Source organism: Salinibius halmophilus (assembly GCF_003577475.1).
GTDB classification, from domain to species: domain Bacteria; phylum Pseudomonadota; class Gammaproteobacteria; order Pseudomonadales; family Natronospirillaceae; genus Salinibius; species Salinibius halmophilus.
Genome location: NZ_QPEP01000002.1, coordinates 113,172 through 133,344, shown reverse-complemented (window position 1 = coordinate 133,344; position 20,173 = coordinate 113,172). Strand labels below are relative to the sequence as shown.

The 20,173-nt window shown below is 48.4% G+C and carries 23 protein-coding genes; 5 read left to right on the top strand and 18 right to left on the bottom strand.

Annotation, left to right across the window (positions count from 1 at the left end; all coding sequences use genetic code 11):
* Nucleotides 1–5 precede the first annotated feature (5 nt).
* From DUW71_RS02200 to mbhE, 10 genes are all read right to left on the bottom strand, one after another.
* A complete protein-coding gene (locus tag DUW71_RS02200; protein ID WP_119393603.1) occupies nucleotides 6–1,484 on the bottom strand; it encodes a monovalent cation/H+ antiporter subunit D in 1,479 nt (492 codons plus the stop codon).
* Nucleotides 1,481–1,834 carry a Na+/H+ antiporter subunit C gene (locus tag DUW71_RS02195; protein WP_119393602.1) on the bottom strand — a complete coding sequence of 118 codons (354 nt, stop codon included), beginning with the start codon at nucleotides 1,832–1,834 and terminating at the stop codon, nucleotides 1,481–1,483. Before DUW71_RS02195 ends, DUW71_RS02200 begins: the two co-directional genes overlap by 4 nt.
* The gene (locus DUW71_RS02190) at nucleotides 1,834–4,626 is read right to left on the bottom strand and encodes a monovalent cation/H+ antiporter subunit A (protein ID WP_119393601.1); all 2,793 of its coding nucleotides are present in this window, start codon (nucleotides 4,624–4,626) and stop codon (nucleotides 1,834–1,836) included. The genes DUW71_RS02195 and DUW71_RS02190 overlap by 1 nt, the downstream gene beginning before the upstream one ends.
* A gap of 121 nt (nucleotides 4,627–4,747) precedes the next feature.
* Nucleotides 4,748–5,095: a monovalent cation/H(+) antiporter subunit G gene (gene mnhG / locus DUW71_RS02185; protein WP_119393600.1), complete on the bottom strand. Its 348-nt coding sequence runs from the start codon at nucleotides 5,093–5,095 to the stop codon at nucleotides 4,748–4,750.
* On the bottom strand, nucleotides 5,088–5,360 hold the full coding sequence (locus DUW71_RS02180) for a monovalent cation/H+ antiporter complex subunit F (RefSeq protein ID WP_119393599.1): 273 nt from the start codon (nucleotides 5,358–5,360) through the stop codon (nucleotides 5,088–5,090). The genes mnhG and DUW71_RS02180 overlap by 8 nt, the downstream gene beginning before the upstream one ends.
* A gap of 4 nt (nucleotides 5,361–5,364) precedes the next feature.
* The gene (locus tag DUW71_RS02175; protein WP_119393598.1) at nucleotides 5,365–5,838 is read right to left on the bottom strand and encodes a Na+/H+ antiporter subunit E; all 474 of its coding nucleotides are present in this window, start codon (nucleotides 5,836–5,838) and stop codon (nucleotides 5,365–5,367) included.
* Complete coding sequence (locus tag DUW71_RS02170; protein ID WP_119393597.1) at nucleotides 5,835–7,322, bottom strand: Na+/H+ antiporter subunit D; 1,488 nt, start codon at nucleotides 7,320–7,322, stop codon at nucleotides 5,835–5,837. The genes DUW71_RS02175 and DUW71_RS02170 overlap by 4 nt, the downstream gene beginning before the upstream one ends.
* Entirely contained in the window at nucleotides 7,319–7,666 is a 348-nt protein-coding gene (locus tag DUW71_RS02165) for a Na+/H+ antiporter subunit C (RefSeq protein ID WP_119393596.1), read from the bottom strand. Before DUW71_RS02165 ends, DUW71_RS02170 begins: the two co-directional genes overlap by 4 nt.
* Before the next feature lies 1 nt (nucleotide 7,667).
* The gene (locus DUW71_RS02160) at nucleotides 7,668–8,114 is read right to left on the bottom strand and encodes a Na+/H+ antiporter subunit B (RefSeq protein WP_119393595.1); all 447 of its coding nucleotides are present in this window, start codon (nucleotides 8,112–8,114) and stop codon (nucleotides 7,668–7,670) included.
* Nucleotides 8,111–10,357, bottom strand: a complete 2,247-nt coding sequence (gene mbhE / locus DUW71_RS02155) for a hydrogen gas-evolving membrane-bound hydrogenase subunit E (protein WP_199671130.1) — start codon at nucleotides 10,355–10,357, stop codon at nucleotides 8,111–8,113. Before mbhE ends, DUW71_RS02160 begins: the two co-directional genes overlap by 4 nt.
* Nucleotides 10,358–10,563: 206 nt before the next feature.
* On the opposite strand from mbhE, the gene DUW71_RS02150 reads away from it, so the two are divergent.
* Nucleotides 10,564–11,298, top strand: coding sequence for a glutathione peroxidase (locus tag DUW71_RS02150; RefSeq protein ID WP_119393593.1), 735 nt, complete (start codon nucleotides 10,564–10,566; stop codon nucleotides 11,296–11,298).
* A 52-nt stretch (nucleotides 11,299–11,350) separates the two neighbouring features.
* Here DUW71_RS02150 and DUW71_RS02145 read toward each other — a convergent pair whose 3' ends face one another.
* The 7 genes from DUW71_RS02145 to DUW71_RS02115 all read right to left on the bottom strand — a co-directional run bounded on the left by DUW71_RS02145 (nucleotide 11,351) and on the right by DUW71_RS02115 (nucleotide 17,053).
* Nucleotides 11,351–12,871, bottom strand: coding sequence for a sensor histidine kinase (locus DUW71_RS02145; RefSeq protein ID WP_119393592.1), 1,521 nt, complete (start codon nucleotides 12,869–12,871; stop codon nucleotides 11,351–11,353).
* A 157-nt stretch (nucleotides 12,872–13,028) separates the two neighbouring features.
* Complete coding sequence (locus tag DUW71_RS02140) at nucleotides 13,029–13,613, bottom strand: TetR/AcrR family transcriptional regulator (protein ID WP_119393591.1); 585 nt, start codon at nucleotides 13,611–13,613, stop codon at nucleotides 13,029–13,031.
* 95 nt (nucleotides 13,614–13,708) lie between these two features.
* Complete coding sequence (locus DUW71_RS02135) at nucleotides 13,709–14,086, bottom strand: hypothetical protein (RefSeq protein WP_119393590.1); 378 nt, start codon at nucleotides 14,084–14,086, stop codon at nucleotides 13,709–13,711.
* 9 nt (nucleotides 14,087–14,095) lie between these two features.
* On the bottom strand, nucleotides 14,096–15,127 hold the full coding sequence (locus tag DUW71_RS02130) for an NADP(H)-dependent aldo-keto reductase (RefSeq protein WP_119393589.1): 1,032 nt from the start codon (nucleotides 15,125–15,127) through the stop codon (nucleotides 14,096–14,098).
* A gap of 16 nt (nucleotides 15,128–15,143) precedes the next feature.
* Nucleotides 15,144–16,022, bottom strand: a complete 879-nt coding sequence (gene menA / locus DUW71_RS02125; RefSeq protein ID WP_158583835.1) for a 1,4-dihydroxy-2-naphthoate octaprenyltransferase — start codon at nucleotides 16,020–16,022, stop codon at nucleotides 15,144–15,146.
* On the bottom strand, nucleotides 16,013–16,630 hold the full coding sequence (locus DUW71_RS02120) for an HAD-IA family hydrolase (RefSeq protein WP_119393833.1): 618 nt from the start codon (nucleotides 16,628–16,630) through the stop codon (nucleotides 16,013–16,015). The genes menA and DUW71_RS02120 overlap by 10 nt, the downstream gene beginning before the upstream one ends.
* Before the next feature lie 81 nt (nucleotides 16,631–16,711).
* Nucleotides 16,712–17,053: a hypothetical protein gene (locus DUW71_RS02115; protein ID WP_119393587.1), complete on the bottom strand. Its 342-nt coding sequence runs from the start codon at nucleotides 17,051–17,053 to the stop codon at nucleotides 16,712–16,714.
* A 15-nt stretch (nucleotides 17,054–17,068) separates the two neighbouring features.
* On the opposite strand from DUW71_RS02115, the gene DUW71_RS02110 reads away from it, so the two are divergent.
* Both DUW71_RS02110 and DUW71_RS02105 read left to right on the top strand, forming a co-directional pair.
* Nucleotides 17,069–17,497 carry a MarR family winged helix-turn-helix transcriptional regulator gene (locus tag DUW71_RS02110; protein ID WP_119393586.1) on the top strand — a complete coding sequence of 143 codons (429 nt, stop codon included), beginning with the start codon at nucleotides 17,069–17,071 and terminating at the stop codon, nucleotides 17,495–17,497.
* Nucleotides 17,488–17,997 (top strand): DNA-deoxyinosine glycosylase, encoded by a 510-nt coding sequence (locus DUW71_RS02105; protein WP_119393585.1) that lies wholly within the window; start codon nucleotides 17,488–17,490, stop codon nucleotides 17,995–17,997. The genes DUW71_RS02110 and DUW71_RS02105 overlap by 10 nt, the downstream gene beginning before the upstream one ends.
* Before the next feature lie 68 nt (nucleotides 17,998–18,065).
* Here DUW71_RS02105 and DUW71_RS02100 read toward each other — a convergent pair whose 3' ends face one another.
* Nucleotides 18,066–18,743 carry an outer membrane beta-barrel protein gene (locus tag DUW71_RS02100; RefSeq protein ID WP_119393584.1) on the bottom strand — a complete coding sequence of 226 codons (678 nt, stop codon included), beginning with the start codon at nucleotides 18,741–18,743 and terminating at the stop codon, nucleotides 18,066–18,068.
* A 171-nt stretch (nucleotides 18,744–18,914) separates the two neighbouring features.
* On the opposite strand from DUW71_RS02100, the gene DUW71_RS02095 reads away from it, so the two are divergent.
* Nucleotides 18,915–19,697, top strand: a complete 783-nt coding sequence (locus DUW71_RS02095; protein WP_119393583.1) for a hypothetical protein — start codon at nucleotides 18,915–18,917, stop codon at nucleotides 19,695–19,697.
* Between the two features lie 73 nt (nucleotides 19,698–19,770).
* Complete coding sequence (locus DUW71_RS02090) at nucleotides 19,771–20,169, top strand: META domain-containing protein (RefSeq protein ID WP_119393582.1); 399 nt, start codon at nucleotides 19,771–19,773, stop codon at nucleotides 20,167–20,169.
* Nucleotides 20,170–20,173: the final 4 nt, after the last annotated feature.

Below are 20,173 nucleotides of genomic sequence, written 5' to 3'. Positions count from 1 at the left end.
TTGCTTTAGCCTCCCATGCCGACTTGGTGCATTTGATTAGCCATTTGGCTTAAGGGTTCAAAAATAGTACCCGCCCAAATGACCATAAATAGGTTTAATGTGATCAGCAGGGCCACAGCAGTCAGTTGTGGCCATGCCACCTGGGCATCTTCATCTGCTTTGGCATTGCTATGCTTCCAAAAAATGACTGAGCCGGCGCGCGAAAAGGCGATCAGCGTTGCCAAGCTAGCTATTAGCATCAATGGATACAGCCACAGCATTTGGGATGTGGTCGTCGCTGCTTGCATAATGGCAAACTTACCAATGAAGCCAGCCAGTGGTGGCATGCCTATCAGTGCGATGGCGACAACAAAAAACACGCCACCCAAAATTCTTGCATTATGCACCGGTCGACTTGGCACAAATCGGTCGTCGGCTTTGCCTCGCTGTTGGCTTACCATATCAGCAATTAAAAAGAGTGCGGCGCCCGCAAAGGTGCTGTGGGCTAAATAATAAAGCCCTGCGGCAGTGGCTTGTGGATTATTTAGCGCGATAGCAAACAGTAGTGCGGCAACCGAACCAATGATTAGTTGGCCGGCAAGGCGGCGCAAACTATAAGCCGCTAGCGTGCCAATAATGGCCACTAACATAGTGAGTACGGCCACAGGCCAAACCCAAGGGGCAATAAAGTTGGCCAGCTCACCGGCCTGGTCGCCGAAAATGCCAACAAATACCCGCCAAATCGCATACAGGCCTACTTTTGTCATAATGGCAAACAGGGCTGCCACTGGAGCACTCGCTGCAGCATAGGTATTGGGTAGCCAAAAATGTAGTGGCAAGGCTGCTGCTTTCAGGGCAAACACCAAAAACAGCATTAGCGCACCGGCTTGCAACAGAATGGCTTGGTCGCCCTTAATGACGCTCACTTTAATGGCCAAGTCGGCCATATTTAGCGTGCCAGACGAAGCATAAATCAACCCTAAGCCAATTAAGAAGCACGACGAACCAACTAAGTTCAGTACAACATAATGAATGGCCGCTTGCGTTTTGGCTTTACCGCCTGCGTGAATAAGCAGGGCATAGGAAGCAATCAGTAACACTTCAAAAAACACAAACAGGTTGAACAAGTCACCGGTTAAGAAGGCACCGTTTATCCCCATAATTTGAAATAGAAACAGTGGGTGGAAAAAACTGCCCTGTCTATCGATGCCAGAAAAACTATAAAGCATCGCAGGAATTGCCAGTAGCCCAGTTACTAGCAGCATATAACTAGCAAGGTTGTCGGCGACCAACGAGATACCAAAGGGTGCATCCCAGTTACCCACTTGATAAATAATGGTATCAGGCTGCCAAGCCAGCAATGTGATAATGGCTATATTACACAGTAGCGTCAGAATGCTCACCCAGCGGGTAAGCTGTATTTTATTTACCAACCACGGCAGCATGGTAATGATGGCGCCGATCATAGGCAGCAAAATTGGCAAGATTGGTAAATGCTGCATCATTGCTCAACTTCCTTGGTAATATCTTTTGGTTTTGACTTGCCATCTACGTGGTCGTTACCTAAATCGGCACGGGCACGTATTGCCAGAATGACCACAAAGGCTGTCATCGCAAAGCCGATAACAATGGCGGTAAGCACCAGTGCTTGCGGAAGTGGGTCGGTATAGCTACTACCTGACCCGAGAATAGGTGGCTGGCCTTTGACTAACTGACCCGAAGCAAATAAAAAGAGATTCACAGCGTACGTGAGCAGGGTTAAACCGAGAACCACAGGATAGGTTCTACCGCGTAAAATAAGAAACAGGCCACAAGCCGACAGCAGCCCGATGCAAAAGGCAATTGCAATTTCCATTAATCTTCCTTCTCAGAATATGGTTCAACGACCGTCAGCTGACCAAGTTTGGCCAAAATCAACATGGCAGCGCCAACAACCGTTAAATAAACACCTAAATCGAACAACATGGCAGAAGCGAGTTCGAACTTACCAAATACCGGCCAAGTAAAATAATCAAACCAGGATGTTAAGAATGGTTTCTGCCACAGCCAGCTACCCAAACCAGTCAATAAGGCGATCGACAAGCCAGCGGCGATAAAGCCGACATAGTTGGCATAAAAACGTTTCTGAATCCAGTCGTTACCATGGCCAATGTATTGCTGCACAATGGCAATGGCGGTAATCAAACCAGCAATAAACCCACCACCGGGTAAGTTGTGGCCACGTAAGAATATGTAAGCGCTAATCAGTAGTGCGAGTGGCAAGATAGACTGTGAAACCTGTTTGAGAATCAACGGATACTTATCTCGACTCCAAGGCAAGCCATCTTCGTTCGTTGCTGGTAAGAATAAGCGCATGCCCGCCGTGAGTTTATAAATACCCAGTGCCGCAATGCCCAACACGGTTATCTCGCCGAACGTATCAAAACCGCGGAAATCAACCAAGATGACATTCACCACATTGGTACCACCCCCACCGGTTTTACTATTAGCAAGGAAGTAGTCAGAAATGGTCTCAATCGGGCGCGTTAGCATGGCGTAGGTAAGGGTTGCCATAATACCGCCAAAAATACCGGCCAAGCCAATATCGCGCAGCAGTCGCCCTGGCTTGGATTCTTTTGGCGTTGTTTGCGGCAAGAAAAACAAAGCTAGCAGAAGAAGAATTGTAGTAATTACTTCCACTGAAATTTGTGTCAGTGCCAAGTCAGGTGCCGAGAAGCGCGCAAACGCCAGCGATACACCCAGCCCTACAATTGAAATCAGCAGGGCGGCAAACAAGCGTCGGCGGTTATTAACCACGGTTGCGAGGGCTGCGATGGCTATTAAGGCGGTACCCGCCCATACCTCGGCGGTTAACGGGGTAATTACGACATTGTCGCCAACTAGTGATAGATTGAGCAGCGGTGCAGCCAATAGAATCAGCAAGGCAACACTCAACCAGGCAAGGTAGTACTGCAGTGAGCGCTTATCGATCAGTGCTTCGATGCGGCGGATAAAGGTGATGACCTGATACAACCATGCATCAAAACGTTCATTGGCATCCACTTCTTTAAAGTGCGATTGAAACTGGAACAACACCTTGCGCCGGGCATAAATGCCAATACCGCCAGCGAGTGCCAATGCACTCATCAATAATGGCAGGTTAAAACCATGCCAAATATATAGCGGAATGTACGGCAGAGTGCCGCCCAGTACGGCCACGCCGGCTGACTTGAGTAAGTCACCCACTAGCAGAGCCGGGAAAATGCCTACGAGTATGCAAAGTGCTACCAGCACTTCGACTGGAATACGCATGTAGCGAGGTGGCTCGTGTGGTGTTTTTTTCAGCCCCTTCGGTTCGCCATTAAAGAATACGTCGTGAATAAACCGCAGCGAATAAGCAACCGACAGGGCGCCAGCGATGGTTGCTAATAATGGAATCAGCCATGACAAAGCACCAATGGCGCTTTGCTCAAGTGTTTCGGCAAAGAACATCTCTTTAGACAAAAAGCCGTTGAGCAGTGGTACACCAGCCATCGACAGTGCTGCCACAATACAGAGCACAGCAGTATGTGGCATGTACTTAAACAACCCATTAATTTGGCGCATATCACGCGTGCCCGTTTCATGGTCAATAATGCCCACGCCCATAAATAGGGAGGCTTTAAAAACGGCATGGTTGACGATGTGGAACAATGCAGCCACGGCAGCAAGCTCAGTGCCCATGCCTAATAACAAGGTAATTAACCCGAGGTGGCTGATCGTTGAATAAGCAAGCAAACCTTTTAAGTCGTGCTTAAACAATGCCGTATAGGCGCCGAGTAATAAGGTTGCTAAACCAACCAAAGAAACGGTTACAAACCAAGCATCATGCCCAGAGAGCACTGGGAACATGCGAGCTAATAAAAAGATGCCCGCTTTCACCATGGTGGCTGAGTGCAAGTAAGCACTGACGGGTGTTGGTGCGCTCATCGCATGCGGTAACCAGAAGTGGAATGGGAACTGAGCCGATTTAGTAAAGGCGCCGATTAACACGAGCGCCAAAATCACCGGATACCACTGGTGTTCCACCAGCAGCCTGCCGCTGTTTAGTACCGCTTCTAATTCCAAGCTGCCAACCACTTTGCCTATCAGCAGAATGCCAGCTAGCAGAGCTAAACCACCAGCGCCAGTAATGGTTAACGCCATGCGCGCACCTTTGCGCGCTTTACCCGTGCTAGACCAAAAGCCAATTAGCAAAAATGAGCTAATACTTGTCAGCTCCCAGAACGCCCACATTTGCAGCAGGTTGCCCGAGTTAACAATGCCTAGCATTGCTGCCATAAACAGAATTAAGTAGCTGTAAAATCGCCCCATTGGGTCTTTAGACGACAAATAATAGCGGGCGTAGAGAATAATGAGCAGGCCAATGCCTAAGATAAGTAAGGTGAAGAGCAGTGCTAAGCCATCCATACGAAAGCTTAGTGTTAGGCCTATTTGAGGAATCCAGTACCAAGTTTGTTGCACCACTTCACCAGCCAATATGGCAGGCGCGTGGTATAGGGTGATCAGCAATGCCGCAAAAGGAAGCACCGCAGTGATCCACGCAACTTGGTTACGACGAGTAGGGTTGGCCAGTAGCGGCGCAATCACACCAAGCAGTGGTAAAACAATAATCCATGCAATATTCATAAGGGTTGTAGTTCTCAAATGAGTCCATGACGGTCCAGAGGACAAAGCCTAATCCCAGCTTAGCAGCTCTTTGGCACCCTTACGGTATTTAAAATAAATTCACATGGCAAATACAGAATCGCTACGGTTCATTACTATTTTGTCGTTCGTAGTACTCTTTTAGCTGATCTTTTTTGGTTTTCTCCCACAACCCAACGCCGGAAAAATAGCCGGCGCGGCCAATCGCATGCGCGGCCACTGGTGCGGTGATAAAGGTGAATACAATGATGGCCATTACTCTAGTCGTCACACCCGACTCGCTAAAGAACACCGCCACGGCAATCATTATTAACGTGATCGCTAACACGCCAGACTTAGTCGTAGCATGCAAGCGAGTGACTAGGTCTGGCAAGCGAATAATGCCAACGGCTGCAACCAGCATCAGGGCGCTGGCGAGCACTAGGATGATGCTGACGAGTGCTTCAATCATCGTTCACTCCTTTTAACTGGATAAACTTTGCGATACCAATAGCCGTTAAAAACGCAGTGAGCGCCATCACAATGGCAATGTCTAAAAACGCCGATACTTGCGTATCTATCGCATGTATACCCACCATGGCCACCACCAACGAGGCGATAAGTTCAAGTGCCACGATTCTGTCTGGCAATGCCGGACCGCGTAACAATCGCCAAAGCGCTAGCAGCATGGCAATCATAATAAACAGGTAACTAACTGTAATTGCTATACTCAACATGCGTCTACCTCAGCACCTGTAAGATACGCTGCTCAATTTCACTGAGCTCCGCTCTAAGTTTTTGTTCATCGTCTAAGAACATGGCATGTACAAACAGTGTTTTTTTGTCTTCCGACACTTCCATACTAAGTGTACCTGGCGTTAGTGAAATAAGATTGGCCACTAGGGCGATCTCAAAGTCGGTTTTGGCTGCTAATGGCATGGCAATTACACCCGGTTGCATGTACCAAGGGCGAGTAACTATATCCATAGCCACTTTCCAGTTTGCGACCAGTAGCTCCCAAATAAAAAACAACGCAAAGCTAATGGTTTCTGGTAGTCGCCGCGGGTAGGTGTAAAGCGCTGGCACCGTGCGGTGTATTAACCAAATAACGGCATACCCTAAGCTAAAACCAAAAATGACGTTCAGCGCGGTAAACTGGTTGGTCAGTAGTGCCCAAGCCAATGCTAGCAGTAAGTTAAACAGAAACCCTATCATGGCTGTCCTCCTAGCACGGCATTGATGTAACTTTGCGGGTTGAGTAGCTGCTCAGCAGTCGCTTGCGATAGCAAAATAAATGGCTCAGCAGCAAAGCCGATGATCAGTGTCATGATCGCCATCAAAGCAATAGGTACAACGCCCCATAAAGGCAGCTTGACTGTTTCTGAAAGGGTTTCTGGTTTGGCTTTCCAAAACGCTTCGGCCCAAATTTTAATCATTGAGTACAGCGTCAGTAGCCCAACGAACAGAGCCACGCCGGTTGCAAGCCATTGCTGGCTAACAATACCGGCTTCGATAACCAAATACTTGGCAAAAAAGCCAGAAAGTGGTGGCAGGCCAGCCAGTGACATAGCAGGAATCAGAAACAGTGCCGCCAAGAAGGGACGCTCACGGTACAAGCCGCCCATCGACTTTAACTGATAAGTGTTCTGCAGCAGGTGCGTCATACCACTGATTAAAAACAGGTTGGTTTTAACAATAATGTGATGGAACAGATAAAACACACCGCCGGCAATGGCAAGCGGCGTAAAAATCGCCAATGCCAAGATCATATAACCAATCTGGCTGATGATGTGAAACGACAGAATGCGGCGAATTTCAAACTGACTAGCAGCACCCAGCACGCCTGAAAGCATGGTAAATACGCCCATCCATAATAGTATTTGATGGGTGAAATTAATGTCGCCAATAAATATCAAACCAAACACGCGGTATAGCGCATACACGCCCACCTTGGTTAACAAACCGGCGAATACCGCAGACACAGCAATAATTGGCGTGTGGTACGAGGCCGGTAGCCAGAAGAAGAATGGGAAGGCACCGGCTTTGATTGAAAAGGACACCATAAACATCAGCGCGATGGCGTTGAGCAGCCCTTGTTGTTCAACGTCCTGTAGTTTCACCGCAAGGTCCGCCATGTTGAGCGTGCCGACGGTGCCATATAAGATACCGATGGCAGATAAAAAAAGTGCTGATGAAAACAGGTTGATGGTGACATACTTAATCGCCCCTTCCATCTGGGCGCGCTCGCCACCTAGGGTTAGTAAGCCAAAAGAGGCCAGCAACATCACTTCAAACCAAACAAACAGGTTAAACAAATCACCGGTTAGAAAGGCGCCACTCACACCTGCTAACAGAATATGCAGCAATGGGAAGTAGCCAAATTTTATATGTGTGTTTGGTGTTGTGACCAAGGAGTACAACACCGCGGTAAACGCTACAATGCCGGTGACGACCACCATAATGCTAGCTAGGTAATCTGCCACCAAACTAATGCCAAATGGCGCCTGCCAACCGCCTACTTGCAATACAATGTAGCCTTGTTGGCTTACTTGCCAAGCTAGCGTTGCACTCGCTGTTAGGTAAAGCAGGGTTGCGAACACGGACACACGCTTTTGCCATTTGCTGCTGCGCCAAAGCGCTAGTGTGATAGCGCCTGCCAATAGCGGAATGAGGATAGGTAGGAACACCAAATTATTCATTGATCGGTTTCCTTCATTTGATCAAGGTCGTCTGTTTGCACCACTTCGTTAGCACGGTGGATTAATACGACAGAGAACGCCAGCACCCCAAAGGCAATCACAATGGCGGTTAAAATCAGGGCCTGCGCGAGCGGGTCGGCAACGCCTGCGGGTGGTTGTTTGGTTGCGGCATCTAACAACGGCGGTGCGCCGCTTGTCAGCCCAGCACTAGTGAAAATGACCAGGTTAGCAGCGTTACTCAACAGAATCAGCCCCATTACTAGTTTCACAATCGAACGGCGCAGCATCATATAAATCGATGCAGCAAACAGAATGCCAATGGCAACGGCCATTAATGCAGACATATTATTGGCTCCCTATTAAACGTTCAGACAAAGCAAAAAACATGGTGGTAATCGTACCGATGACGGCAAGATAGACCCCAATATCGAACACCAACACGGTCGACAGCTTGATAGTGGTGCCAAACAGGTCAAGGCTCAGCCACTGAGCGGTAAAAAAAGATTGGCCAAACAGCAGTGCTGGCAGTGTTGCGATGAGGCCAAAGATTAATCCCCATGCCAGAATATCTTTTGGGTCTACTTTCAGTAGTCGGCGCGATGCTTTGGCGCCAAATACAATCAAATAAAGGGAGAACGCCCCAGCTGCAACCAAACCTCCGATAAAGCCACCACCTGGTTCGTTATGGCCTCGCAGTAGCAGAAACACAGAAAACAACAGTTGCAGCGGCAAAATGACAACGGTAGCGGTGCGCATAATTAGCCCAGAACTGGGCGCAAAACCTTGCTTCATAAACGGCTCCTACGTAGTCGAATCATGGAATAAACCCCCAATGCAGCTAGGGCTAAAACGAATATTTCACCTAAGGTGTCTAAAGCGCGGAAATCAACCAAAATCACATTAACAATGTTGCGCCCTTGGCCAAGTGGGTAGCTTTGCTCAACAAAATAATGCGAAATGCTCTCTGCCCAGCGGTTTTCTTGTGCTGCTAGTACCAGCAGGGTCATCATAAAGCCGAACCCTGCTGCAACGGTGGCATCAACAAAGCGTTGAAGGCGCGTTGAGTAGTGCTTAAGGCCTGGCAGCTTGATCAGTACTAGTACCAATAGCAACACCGTGAGCGTTTCAACCAGTACCTGAGTGATACCCAGATCTGGGGCAGAGAAGTGAATGAATATCAAGGCAACAACAAAGCCTACCGCACCCAAAGCGATGATGGCGGCAAAACGTTGCTTACTGGCAATGGCATATAGGGTGGCCGTTAACATGACAAACAGCATGCCTACTTCGTAGCTTTCTAAGGCATCAAACGACATACCCGGCCAGCCATACTGCACCAGTAAGGTGCTTAAAATAGCAATTGTGGTGATGGCAATGATCAGCACTAGGTAGCGGCCTAAATAGCCATTTTGCAATACTCTAGTTTGCCAATCAGCAAAGCTCAGGTTGCCTGCTAGCGTTAGCTCGTAAAGTTTCTCGCTGCCAAAGCGGCGGCTTAACCAACGCAAGCGAGTGGCGAGTACTCGTGTTTTTTGCCAAACAGATGCCAATAAAATACCCAACACAATGCTTGCGCCGGATAGTGCAAGCGCCTGAGAAAAGCCATACCAAAGTGATAGTTCAATGACCTTTGCGCCAGTCATCTGACTAGCAATTTGATCCGCCAGTGGTTGAACTACCCAAGCAAATACGCCAAGCAATAGCGCCAGTGTTGAAAAAACAATTGGCCCAACCCATTGCTGCCAAGGTTCGCCATGCACGGGTAGGGCGGGGCTTTTGCTGCGCAGCGGTTGCCAGACTAGGCTCGCTGCCACGGCAATGGTTAACACAGCAGTTAAAAACACCATTGCCGTGAGCAACCAATCGCCAGTATTGGCTTTTAAGGTTAGTTCTTTAGCAATAAAACCAAGCGCCGGCACGATTCCTGCCAATGACCAAGCTGCCATACCGGTGACAACAAGCGTGCTACGCGGTAGTGGGCGCACACGGCGCAAGTTGCGAGTGTGTGATTGATGCTCAATGATGCCAGCCAGCATAAATAGCGAGGCTTTGTATAATGCATGCGCAATTAAGAACGTGGCAAAGGCGTAGTTTGCGTAATCAGAACCAATGCCAATTAACATGGTTAACATGCCTAGAGCGGTGACGGTTGTATAGGCAAGAATCTTTTTTAAATCTACTGCTAAAAAAGCTAACCATGCGCCAAGCAGCATGGTAATGGCGCCCGCACCAGTCACCAAGGTTGTCCAAACGATTTGCTCGGCAAACACAGGGGCTAACTGTGCCATTAAAAAAACGCCTGCTTTCACCATGGTCGCCGAGTGTAAATAGGCGGACACAGGCGTTGGCGCTGCCATGGCATTGGGTAGCCAGAATTGAAACGGGAACTGCGCCGACTTAGTGAAGCAGCCTAGTAGAACAAGCACTATGGCTGCGGTAATCCAATTGCTCGATTCAGCAATAAGCGACATTTCACTGAGTAAAAAGGTGCCTTGTTGGTAGCCAAGCATAATCATACCGGCTAATAGCGCCAGACCGCCGCCCACGGTGACAAGCAAGCCTTGCAGTGCCGAAGCGCGTGCTTTAGCTGATTCGTGGTTAAAGCCAATCAGCATGTAGGAAGCAATACTAGTCAGCTCCCAGAACACAAATAACAGCAAAATGTTGTCGGCCAAGACCAAACCAACCATGGCGCCCATAAATACAAACAGCCATAGGAAGAATCGGCCAAGGTCTGGGTGGTTTTCAAGGTACTTGCTGGCGTACAGCACAATGGCCGTGCCAATGCCGCTTATAAGGCTTAACATGAGCCAGCTAAGGGCATCTAGGTGCAAAGCTAGGTTTAGTCCAATGCTTGGCACCCAAGAATATTGAATGATGCGTTCATTGCCTCTCAAAACGTCGGCAAGTGCTGGTGCGGTAAGGCAAAATATCAGCAGTGGAAACAGCGCTAACCAACTGCCATGCCAGCCTTTTTTTATCCATAGTGGCGCAACCACCGCGGCGATAAATGGCAGGGCGATACTCAGTAGCATTATGGCGGTCTCCTTAAATTACCTTTTTTAACTATACGAACATTTTTGAAAAACTACCGAATGAAGATTGAGTAATACGATCTTTATATTGAAAAAACAATATGAAGTGATTGGAACGTTCAATTTTACCTTCGAGTGGGTTGAGCCTAGCATAGCCAGCGTTAACTTATTAACCAGTTCATTTACTAGAGATCGAGGACATATAGATGTTGCCTAACAAAGAAGGACAAGCAGTTCCTAACGTAAGCTTCCCTATTCGCGAAAATGGCGAGTGGAAAACCGTTACAACGGACGACCTATTTAAAGGTAAAAACGTAATCGTTTTTGCGTTGCCTGGTGCGTTTACACCAACTTGCTCTAGCACACACTTGCCACGCTACAATGAGCTAGCACCTGTATTTGCCAAAGAAGGCATTGATTCAATTATTTGTCTATCGGTTAACGACCCATTCGTAATGGATGCATGGCAAGCAGATCAAAATGCCGAGAACATCTTTTTCTTGCCAGACGGCAACGGCGAGTTCAGCGAAGGCATGGGCATGCTAGTAGGTAAAGAAGACTTGGGCTTTGGTAAGCGTACATGGCGCTACTCTATGCTTGTTCGTGACGGCGTTATTGAGAAGCAGTTCATCGAGCCAAATGAACCGGGCGACCCGTTCAAAGTGTCTGATGCGGATACCATGTTGAACTACATCAACGACCAAGCTGAGCAACCTAAGCGTGTGACTATTTTCAGCAAACTAGGCTGCCCACACTGTGCCCGTGCTAAAAAGGCACTAGAAGGCGCTGGGTTGAAGTACGAAGAAATTTCACTAAGTGGTGCAGGTCTTTCATATTCTTCATTGCAAGCAGTGACTGGTCAGGGTACTACACCACAGGTATTCGTTGATGGTCAGCGCATCGGTGGCGCCGACGAACTAGAGGCGTGGCTAGCTGCTTAAGCAAAGCGAGTCAGGAAATAGATAAATAAAGGCGGCCCAAGGTCGCCTTTTTTTAGTTGGTGTTTTTTGTCGGTATCTGAATGAGCACTGTCGTGCCTTCGCCAACTTTTGAGGTTATCTTCATTGTGCCACTTAGCACATTGGTAACAAGGTTGTGCACAATGTGCATGCCTAGGCCACTGCCCCCTTTACCTAGCTTAGTGGTAAAGAAAGGCTCTAATACGCGAGACAGGTTTTCTTCTGCGATGCCTGCGCCATTATCACGAACAATTATCTCGGCCGTTTCTCCGTGATCAACTAACTCAGCCGTGATAGTCACCTTACCTTCATCCTCGGGTTCGAAAGCATGTACTAGGGCATTGTTTATTAGGTTGTTAATGACTTGATTTAATGGTCCTGGATAGCTGCTCATTTGAATGGGTGCGTTGCCTTCAACGACTAGGTCAACTGGGCGGTGTTTAAACAAGTGGCGTAATGTCGCTTCTACTTCGTGCAAATATTCAACGAGCTCGAAGTCACGGGCTTGTTCACTGGTTCTATCTACCGACACTTGCTTAAATGATTTCACTAAATCGGCAGCAGCCCCTATGTTGCTTTGCATGATTTTTGCGCTATTGGTAATGGTATCGAGATAGTTTGTCAGTTCGCTGCGCATGATTTGCCCAGATGTGAGCTGTTTTTGAAAACGCTCTACCGTGTCGACCAGGGTACTAGCCATCATAATGCTGTTGCCTAAGGGAGTATTGAGTTCATGCGAAACGCCAGCGACTAATGCACCAAGCGCAGATAACTTTTCGGTTTCCACCAACTCTTTTTGCGCCCGTTTTAACTGCTTAATGGTGCTTTCGAGTTCAGTGTTTACCGCCGAGAGCTCCGCGGTACGCGCATCAACCCTGTCTTCTAAAGTTTGAAACAAGTCTTTTAAGGCAATGCGTGCTTCATCAATTTGCTGCGACAGAGCGCCTAGTTCGTCATTGCGATCTAGGGCCACAGGTGTGTCTAGGTTGCCTTTGGAAATGCCTTGAGCTGAACTAATGATTTGATTAATCGGGTTGGTGACCTGTTTTTTAAGTAACCAAATCACTGCCACAAGGCTTAGTGCTGCTTGTGCAATGAATATAAATAGTAGTCTAAGTGCTTCTCTAAAGGCTTCTTGGTACTCAAGTTGAAGGCTATAAACCATTTCGACATGGCCGATGACCTCCCCTTCGTAATCGATGTCGCCTCGCAAAGTGAACTGATAATCGTGAGGGGTGGGGCTCACATACTCAGCAAAAGGCGCACCAAATGAGTCTTCAACATAAATTCTTTGCACCGCTTTATCACTAGCAATGCCATCAATCAGCTGTTTGATACTTTCACTATTATACGTCCATACAGCTTCGCTAGCGCTACGAAGCAGAACGTTAAAGGCTTGCTCTGCTTGCTCACGGGCGGTGACGTTAACCGTGTTCTGGAAGCGAAAATAGATTTCACCAGCACCAAAAAACACCGCAGGTGAAGCAATCGCGACCAAGATGGTAATAATCAGCGTCCAAAGTAGACGATTTCTTTGCACCAGAGTTTTCATCATCTCTCAGCCTAGATTGGTCTGTATCAGTGTAGGCACAAGTTCTGATTATTGAAAATTTGTTGTCCACTAAAGCTGTGAATAAGTCTGTGAGGTAGTCGCTGATAAGCAGCGCCAGCCTAGAACTGGCGCAGGGGAGCACAGTTTGCTGGTGTTTCGATCAAACCCAGCCGCGCAAGGTTCTTTCAAAAATAGCACGCAATAATTGGTCATCTAGCTGTGGGCAAACCGAACCAATAAATTGCTGTCGCTCCAGTGTGGCTAAGCCGTGCACAAGCGCCCAGCCCTGCATAGCTGCCGTCATTAAATCTTCTTCTGTCATCTTGCGAGAAGACATTTCCTGAGTGGCTCGAAAAAACAAGCTTTCAGACGAATCGGGTACTAAACCGTCTTGCTCTACTGGGGCGCTAAATAAAAAATCGAACCACAGTGGATTTTCTCGAGCAAACGTTAGGTACGCTTTGCCCATGGCAAACATACGGGTGCCTGCATCTTCGTGAGCTTGATAAGCGGCTTCGATCGTAGCATCAAACTCGGCCTTAATACCCAGCCGTATGGCGTTGGCTAAGGCCGCCTTACTATCAAAATGCTTGTATGCAGCTGTGGCAGACACACCAATGCTCATTGCTAGTTTTCGCAAAGACAAGGCATCAGCTCCCGAGTCTGCGATGGTTTGCATGCCAGCAGAAATTAACGATTGAGCGAGCTGCCCATGATGATATTGGCCGCGTGGTTTAATTTGCACATTGAACCTCTTCTTTTAACGACCACAATAATAAGTTGAAGGGCGGGCAAAGGCGAATGCCCAAGCCCACGTAACTTGCGTTAACTTGTATAGATTTAAGAACTAAAACAACGCTCAACTTCTGGCTCACGCAGCCAAATAATAGTGAAAATGCCAAGAATGGTGCCAAACGGTACAGCAAACAACAGCAGAATGCCGGTTATAAAGCACAGCATATGCAAACGACCATTCTGTAAGGCCCAGCCTACTAACACATTTACCGCAACGTGCAGTACGGTTAAGAAGATGATTAGGCCTTTCATCACATCAATCATTTGAATGAAAAATGGATCGCTAGCGAGGGCTGCATCATTTTGTTGCACTAAATAAGCAACAAAATCTAGGGCGCCGATACCGGCGAACCCTATGAGACCAATGGCGCCATAAATGTAGTAGGCTATGGCAAGTCCTCTGATCTTCTTTGGCATTTCCATAGTGGTTCCTTATGGGCAAGGGTTTGGCTGTGATTGATGTAGTGCGTCTATCTCAGCGAGTAATTCGGCTGATAGGTTAACGTTGACGCTGGCAATGTTTTCTTGCAGCTGAGCCATGGTTGTAGCACCAATAATGTTGCTGGTGACAAACGGGCGGCTGTTAACAAACGCTAGTGCTAGTTGAGTTGGCGTTAACCCATGGCGCTCGGCTAACTGACTGTAGGCTTCGGTCATTTTAACACCCAGCTCACCACTGTAACGCTGAAAACGGCTGTATAACGTTAAACGCCCCTTTTCAGGCTGAGCACCATTGCGGTACTTGCCCGTTAGCATGCCAAATGCCAGCGGCGAGTAGGCCAGTAGTCCTACTTGCTCGCGGTGCGCTACCTCGGCGTTGCCAACTTCAAAGCTGCGATTAAGCAGGCTGTATGGGTTTTGAATAGACTGCAGGCGGGGCAGGTTATGGCGTTCAGCCAGCTGCAGGGCATGCATGGTGCCCCATGGGGTTTCATTGCTGTTGCCGATATAGCGTACCTTGCCAGCTTGCACCAACTCATTAAGGGCTTCGAGGGTTTCTTGCAAAGCAATGTGCTCATGCTCGGCTTGATGCTGGTAGTCTAGGCGGCCAAAAAAGTTAGTGGCGCGCTCTGGCCAATGAATCTGATACAGATCGATGTAGTCAGTTTTCAGTCGCTTAAGGCTAGCATCACAGGCCTCAATGACATGCTGGCGTGATAACCGAGAGCCACCGCGAATATGCTCCATACGAGGGCCTGCAACTTTACTGGCAATGACTAATTTGTCGCGATCACTGCGCTGTGCTAGCCAGCTCCCAATGTAGGCTTCGGTTCGCCCTTGCGTGTCTGGCTTTGGCGGCACTGGGTACATCTCGGCGGTGTCAATAAAGTTGATGCCCTGAGAAACCGCGTAATCTAGTTGCTCGTGCGCTTCGGCCTCGGTGTTTTGTTCACCATAGGTCATGGTGCCTAGGCAGATTAGTGAAACGTCTAAGTCGGTTTGTCCTAACTTGCGAAATTGCATAAATGATTCCCATTGATTAATAGCGCCAGATACTTACGCTCAACCAGATCAGACTGATTAACGCGGCGAACAATGCATGTTGTGCTAATTTGCCATTGAGTGCTCGGCCTTGGCTTTTGAGTGTACGCTCGGCAATTACAATACTGGTGAACACAATAGCAAATGGCAAAATGGTGGCGGCAAAGTAATAACTTGCCCAGGCGGAGGCTAATGCTGCCATGGTCAATAGCAAAAGGTACCAGATTTTGGCACCCCGCGAACCCATAAGAACCGCTAGGGTTAATTTTCCATGCAGTTTATCGCGCTCGGCATCACGCATATTGTTGATATGCAATACAATTGCAGCCCAAGCCGCCTGCGCGATTAGCATGGCAAGCACTAGTTCATTGATCGCGCTGTTCTGCAAAAAAACGGTGCCAACCACCGCCACAGGGCCATAAAAAAATGCTACGGCTAGGTCACCCAGTGCTTTATAACCATAGGGTTTTTTTCCAAGGGTGTAGGCTAGCGCAGCCCAAATAGATAGTGCGCCAAGCAACAACAGCCACCAAGCATAGGCTTGCGTGCTGGTCGCAAGGCTGGCAAGACCTGTTAATACAGTAGCCACGGCTAACACAATCAAGGCGTGCTTTAGTTGCTTAGCCGTTAATAAACCGCTTGCTAGGGCGCGCGGTGGCCCCAAGCGGTCTTGGTCGGTGCCACGTAACCCATCACCTAGGTCGTTGGCGACATTGGCAATGATTTGCAGTAATACAATGGTGGCAATGATAAAGCTGGCATTCAGCCAGTTGATTTGACCGTAATACTGTACTGCTGCCAAAGCGGCAAACGGGCCAGCTAAGGCAAGCGGTAAGGTTTTAGGGCGTGTGGCCAGTATCCAGGCTGCTAACCGCATTTCAGTGTATGCTCCAAGCGATGTTTTATTCGCTCGTAGCATACAGAATCTGCACGAAAAATCTCGGTATGAAAGCCCAATGCAACGGCATTAATAACATTGGTATGAGAGTTATCAACAAACAAAGTTGATTGTGGCGATAAACCACAGGTTTGCACCGCTTGGTCAAACAGCTTTGGGTCGGGCTTTAAGCGGCCAAAATCGGCTGAAATAACGCCGGAATTAAAGTACTGCCACATTGGCCTGTGTTGCATGCGCTCAAAAATTGGGCGTGGCAAATTGGCTAGAAAATGGCAGGAAATGCCGAGTTTCACCGCTGATTCAAGCAGCTGAATGCCTTCACGCAATGGTGGCATGGCCAAGTTTGCCGTTGCATCAAGTAAACGATTCAGCTCCGCTTCTGTTAGGCCGGTTCGATCATTAGCGCGTTGCATAAAGTCGTCGAGCGATAACTTGCCCGCTGCAAACGCCATCCAGTCGGCGTGACAGTAAATACCCTGCTTTACCAAAGCGTAAGCATCTGGGTCGTCTACTGCAGCCTTGACTGCCTTGTCTGGCAACCAGCGAAGTAGTACGTTACTTAGGTCGAATAGTACATGTGTGATCATGGCATCAGTATTGCGCGATGCGCGCTATTTGATACCGACCTAGATCAATGAACTTGCTCGTGCTAGCTGATTTAACTCAAGCTAGCGTTTACGCTTGCGTTGCTGTGGCTTGAATCCGGAAGGCTTGCTTGAGAGCCAATGAGCAAACTCGGCAATACGATCAACGCTGCGCAAGCGCTCAATGCTATGATAGTGGCGCGCCATGTCCTTCTCGCTTATTTCCGCATGTATGTGATTGTGGCAAGGGCGGCAAAGCCAAGCAGTAGAGCTGATGCGCTCATTGCGGTCGAACATTTTGCGCACCCATTTCTTACTGTGTAGCGAGCGCGGTATTAAATGATGGCGTGTGAGTGCAACGCCGGTTCGCTGGCATAATTCGCAGGCGTCTGGTTTTTCCGGCAGTCGAATCGCTGGTGTCGTCATTTCAAGGAAACGCTTTTGTATACCAATGAATATAAAGCGATGCTGATTGCAGCAACGCAGGTAAGTGACTTGCTCGAGCAGCGTTTGCCAGAGCTTAAGCATATTGGTTTACCTACTTGGTTGTTATTACGCACGCTTGCAAGTGATGGTGCAATGACCATAAGTCAGCTGGCAGCACAGCGAGGCGTTAGCCGCCAGTCGGTACACAAGCAAGCTGCAACACTAATCAAGCAAGGCTGGATTGTTAGTGATTTACATCCTACGGACAAACGCTGCAAGTTGCTAAAACTTACCAACGAAGGTTTAGACAGGGTCGCGCGCTTAGAATCTGCCATCGATAAGCAGGCCATTGCATTGGCGCGCATGGTTAAAGATGAAGATATCGAAATGGCACTAGAGCCAATGCTGCTTATTGCTAGTGTGTTACGCCAATCATGCAAGTAAATAGTTTTGCGCCAATTACTAGCGCTAATAGTCGCATCGTTATACTGGGCTCCATGCCGGGTGTTCGGTCACTCAACGAAGGGCAGTATTATGCCCACCCAAGAAATGCATTTTGGCCAATAATGGCTAGTCTAGGGTTGTGCTCGTTGGCAGAGGATTATCACCAAAGGGTATCCGAACTCACTCAGTCTGGTGTGAGTCTTTGGGATGTGCTCAGCCACTGTGAACGCGCTGGTAGCCTAGATAGTGCGATCAACAGCAAAACAGAAGTCGCCAATGAACTAGTGCCGTGGTTTGCCGGTATGCCAGAGCTCAGATTACTTGGCTTAAATGGCGGCGCGGCATGGCAAAAATACCACAAACATTTTGTTAAGCCTGGGTTGCACCCGCCTCAGGTAGCACTAGTAAAACTACCATCAACAAGCCCAGCCTATGCAGCCATGACTTTTGAGCAAAAACTCGCCAAGTGGCGCGAGGCGTTGGCTTCACCATCTGGATAAAAGAAAGCGAGCCATATGGCTCGCCTAAGTGCTGCTGTTGCTCGGGTAATACCCAGCTATTGTGGGTACTAAAAATGCAGGTTACCTACCACACCCAGTGTTGTGGTGGTGAAGTCTGTATCAAACTTACCAGTGGCGGCGACTGAGAACTGGTCGCTTGGGCGGAATCCAACTTCGGCGCCAATGTTTGTTTGTGTCTTTTCTAATAAGCCTAGCTCAAAATTTGCTGCTGTGTACAAACCTGTATCAGGTAGTGTCATCAGCAAGCCTGCATTAAAGGCAGCAAAGTTGGTTGAGCTTTGATTGGTAGCCAGAATAGTGCTGCCAGCAACGCTTTGAGTCTCGTTGTTCTGCCAGTTGTAGCTGGCGCCAACATTAAAGTCGACATCCATGGCTATTGGGAAGCGAGCGCCGCCACCAATGGTAAAGGTTTGTGTGGTGCTGTCAGTGGTGATGCTGATTAAATTGTTGTCAATGCTGGCAATTGTGTTGTCAATGCTCGCTCGCTGATAGCCACCATTAACAAAAACCAGCTCATTAACGGGGTAACTAGCGCCAACAACAAGTGTTTCTGGCCCTGCTACTTCGGTTTGGCCATCATCTGCGGCGATCTGCGACCAGGTATAGCCCACTTGTGCTTTGCTATAGTAAAACTCAGTCGAGCCAGTGTCGTAGGCTGGGCGTGGTGCAGCGGTTGCGGCAATGGCGGTAGTGAGTGCTGCAGTGGTAATCAATAATTTGTTCATCAGTTCGCCTCTCGGGTTTCGATGCAGATTAGTTTATTCATTGCACTCTGAATTCACCCTGAAACCCAAGAAGCTATCGTTGTAAACAAGTGTTAATGATTAAGCTTTCATTCAACCCAGTATTTTGTTGATAGGTGCTATACTTTAGTTCCAATTGGTTGGGTGTGTCTAATGAAGTTAGCTGCTACGATTATTTTGTTCATGGCAACCAGTGTGAGTGCCGCCGAGCTTGTGTTTCCGCGCCATACCGTGGAAGGCGATGCGCGCCAGTTATACGGTGAAAACCTGCTACAAAAAATTGTTGCAGGTACAGACTTTTCAGTTCGCACTAGTGACTGGCCAATGACTCGGGCGCGCATGGAGCTGGAGCTGCAAACGGGCGAGCGTATCAACATTATGTTGCTACCAGAACGGCCAGACTACGACGCTGCCTACCTCAAAATCCCTGTGTCGGTTGACAATGGCTTGATTGGGCAACGCGTTGCCCTTGTTGCCTCCGAACGTGATCCATTTGCCAATGTTACTGACCTTGCAGAAGTGGCTGATCTAGTTGGTTGCACCAACCCGAGTTGGACCGTCACTCGCTGGTATGAACTGAGTGGCTTTAAGCTTAAACAGCTGCCTGTTTACGACAATTTGTTTGTTTATACCGAGCGTGGCGCTTGTGACTATTTTTCCCGCAGTGTGCTGGAGGTTGAGCAAGAGCTTAAGCAGCAACAAGAGAAGGGGCGACAATTGCGTATTGATTCTCACGTTTTACTGCAGGTACCCATTTCTCAATACTACTACATTAGCCCAAACGCTGAGGCTTTGGTTGCCCCACTTACGCAGGTTGTCTCGCAAGCTAAAGCAAGTGGGGTAGTTGATCGCTTTTTAACTCGCTACACCGAATCAATTTTTGATCAAATTAGCCTAGAAAACCGACGCATCATTGAACTGAATAGCCTCGATTAAGGTGCTAGTCATGCCATCGTAATAGCATATTTGTTAATGCCATAAGGCTCAGCTTAATCATTGGAGTACACAGATGACAAAACACCTCGTTTGGCCGCTTGCGGCTGTGCTTGCAGGCTGTGCTGTATGGCCATCGGCGCCGACAGACACACCGCTCAACTCGCTTGTGGGTTCATGGCAAGTGGTTAGTATTGATGATACAGAACCCATGCGTGCAGTTGAGCTGACCTTTGAGGCAGATGGTTACACAGGGACCGATGGCTGTAATCGGCTATTTGGTGACTATCAGCTGATTGATGGTGAGTTAACTTCGATTGGCGCAAGCACTCGTATGGCTTGTGAGCCCGAGGTAATGAAACAGGCTAGTGCGGTGAATAAAGTGATGCTCGCTGCCCGCGCAATTGAGCGCGAACAGCAAGTGTTGTTGCTAACGGATGAGCACCAGTTGGTGCTCGAACCGATACAAGACTAGCGGC

What these genes read in the sequence shown, in the direction of transcription:
- DUW71_RS02200 (WP_119393603.1), bottom strand. Translation starts at nt 1,484, where the DNA reads ATGATGCAGCATTTACCAATCTTGCCAATTTTGCTGCCTATGATCGGC.
- DUW71_RS02195 (WP_119393602.1), bottom strand. Translation starts at nt 1,834, where the DNA reads ATGGAAATTGCAATTGCCTTTTGCATCGGGCTGCTGTCGGCTTGTGGC.
- DUW71_RS02190 (WP_119393601.1), bottom strand. Translation starts at nt 4,626, where the DNA reads ATGAATATTGCATGGATTATTGTTTTACCACTGCTTGGTGTGATTGCG.
- mnhG (WP_119393600.1), bottom strand. Translation starts at nt 5,095, where the DNA reads ATGATTGAAGCACTCGTCAGCATCATCCTAGTGCTCGCCAGCGCCCTG.
- DUW71_RS02180 (WP_119393599.1), bottom strand. Translation starts at nt 5,360, where the DNA reads ATGTTGAGTATAGCAATTACAGTTAGTTACCTGTTTATTATGATTGCC.
- DUW71_RS02175 (WP_119393598.1), bottom strand. Translation starts at nt 5,838, where the DNA reads ATGATAGGGTTTCTGTTTAACTTACTGCTAGCATTGGCTTGGGCACTA.
- DUW71_RS02170 (WP_119393597.1), bottom strand. Translation starts at nt 7,322, where the DNA reads ATGAATAATTTGGTGTTCCTACCTATCCTCATTCCGCTATTGGCAGGC.
- DUW71_RS02165 (WP_119393596.1), bottom strand. Translation starts at nt 7,666, where the DNA reads ATGTCTGCATTAATGGCCGTTGCCATTGGCATTCTGTTTGCTGCATCG.
- DUW71_RS02160 (WP_119393595.1), bottom strand. Translation starts at nt 8,114, where the DNA reads ATGAAGCAAGGTTTTGCGCCCAGTTCTGGGCTAATTATGCGCACCGCT.
- mbhE (WP_199671130.1), bottom strand. Translation starts at nt 10,357, where the DNA reads ATGCTACTGAGTATCGCCCTGCCATTTATCGCCGCGGTGGTTGCGCCA.
- DUW71_RS02150 (WP_119393593.1), top strand. Translation starts at nt 10,564, where the DNA reads ATGTTGCCTAACAAAGAAGGACAAGCAGTTCCTAACGTAAGCTTCCCT.
- DUW71_RS02145 (WP_119393592.1), bottom strand. Translation starts at nt 12,871, where the DNA reads ATGATGAAAACTCTGGTGCAAAGAAATCGTCTACTTTGGACGCTGATT.
- DUW71_RS02135 (WP_119393590.1), bottom strand. Translation starts at nt 14,086, where the DNA reads ATGGAAATGCCAAAGAAGATCAGAGGACTTGCCATAGCCTACTACATT.
- DUW71_RS02130 (WP_119393589.1), bottom strand. Translation starts at nt 15,127, where the DNA reads ATGCAATTTCGCAAGTTAGGACAAACCGACTTAGACGTTTCACTAATC.
- menA (WP_158583835.1), bottom strand. Translation starts at nt 16,022, where the DNA reads ATGCGGTTAGCAGCCTGGATACTGGCCACACGCCCTAAAACCTTACCG.
- DUW71_RS02120 (WP_119393833.1), bottom strand. Translation starts at nt 16,630, where the DNA reads ATGATCACACATGTACTATTCGACCTAAGTAACGTACTACTTCGCTGG.
- DUW71_RS02115 (WP_119393587.1), bottom strand. Translation starts at nt 17,053, where the DNA reads ATGACGACACCAGCGATTCGACTGCCGGAAAAACCAGACGCCTGCGAA.
- DUW71_RS02105 (WP_119393585.1), top strand. Translation starts at nt 17,488, where the DNA reads ATGCAAGTAAATAGTTTTGCGCCAATTACTAGCGCTAATAGTCGCATC.
- DUW71_RS02100 (WP_119393584.1), bottom strand. Translation starts at nt 18,743, where the DNA reads ATGAACAAATTATTGATTACCACTGCAGCACTCACTACCGCCATTGCC.
- DUW71_RS02095 (WP_119393583.1), top strand. Translation starts at nt 18,915, where the DNA reads ATGAAGTTAGCTGCTACGATTATTTTGTTCATGGCAACCAGTGTGAGT.
- DUW71_RS02090 (WP_119393582.1), top strand. Translation starts at nt 19,771, where the DNA reads ATGACAAAACACCTCGTTTGGCCGCTTGCGGCTGTGCTTGCAGGCTGT.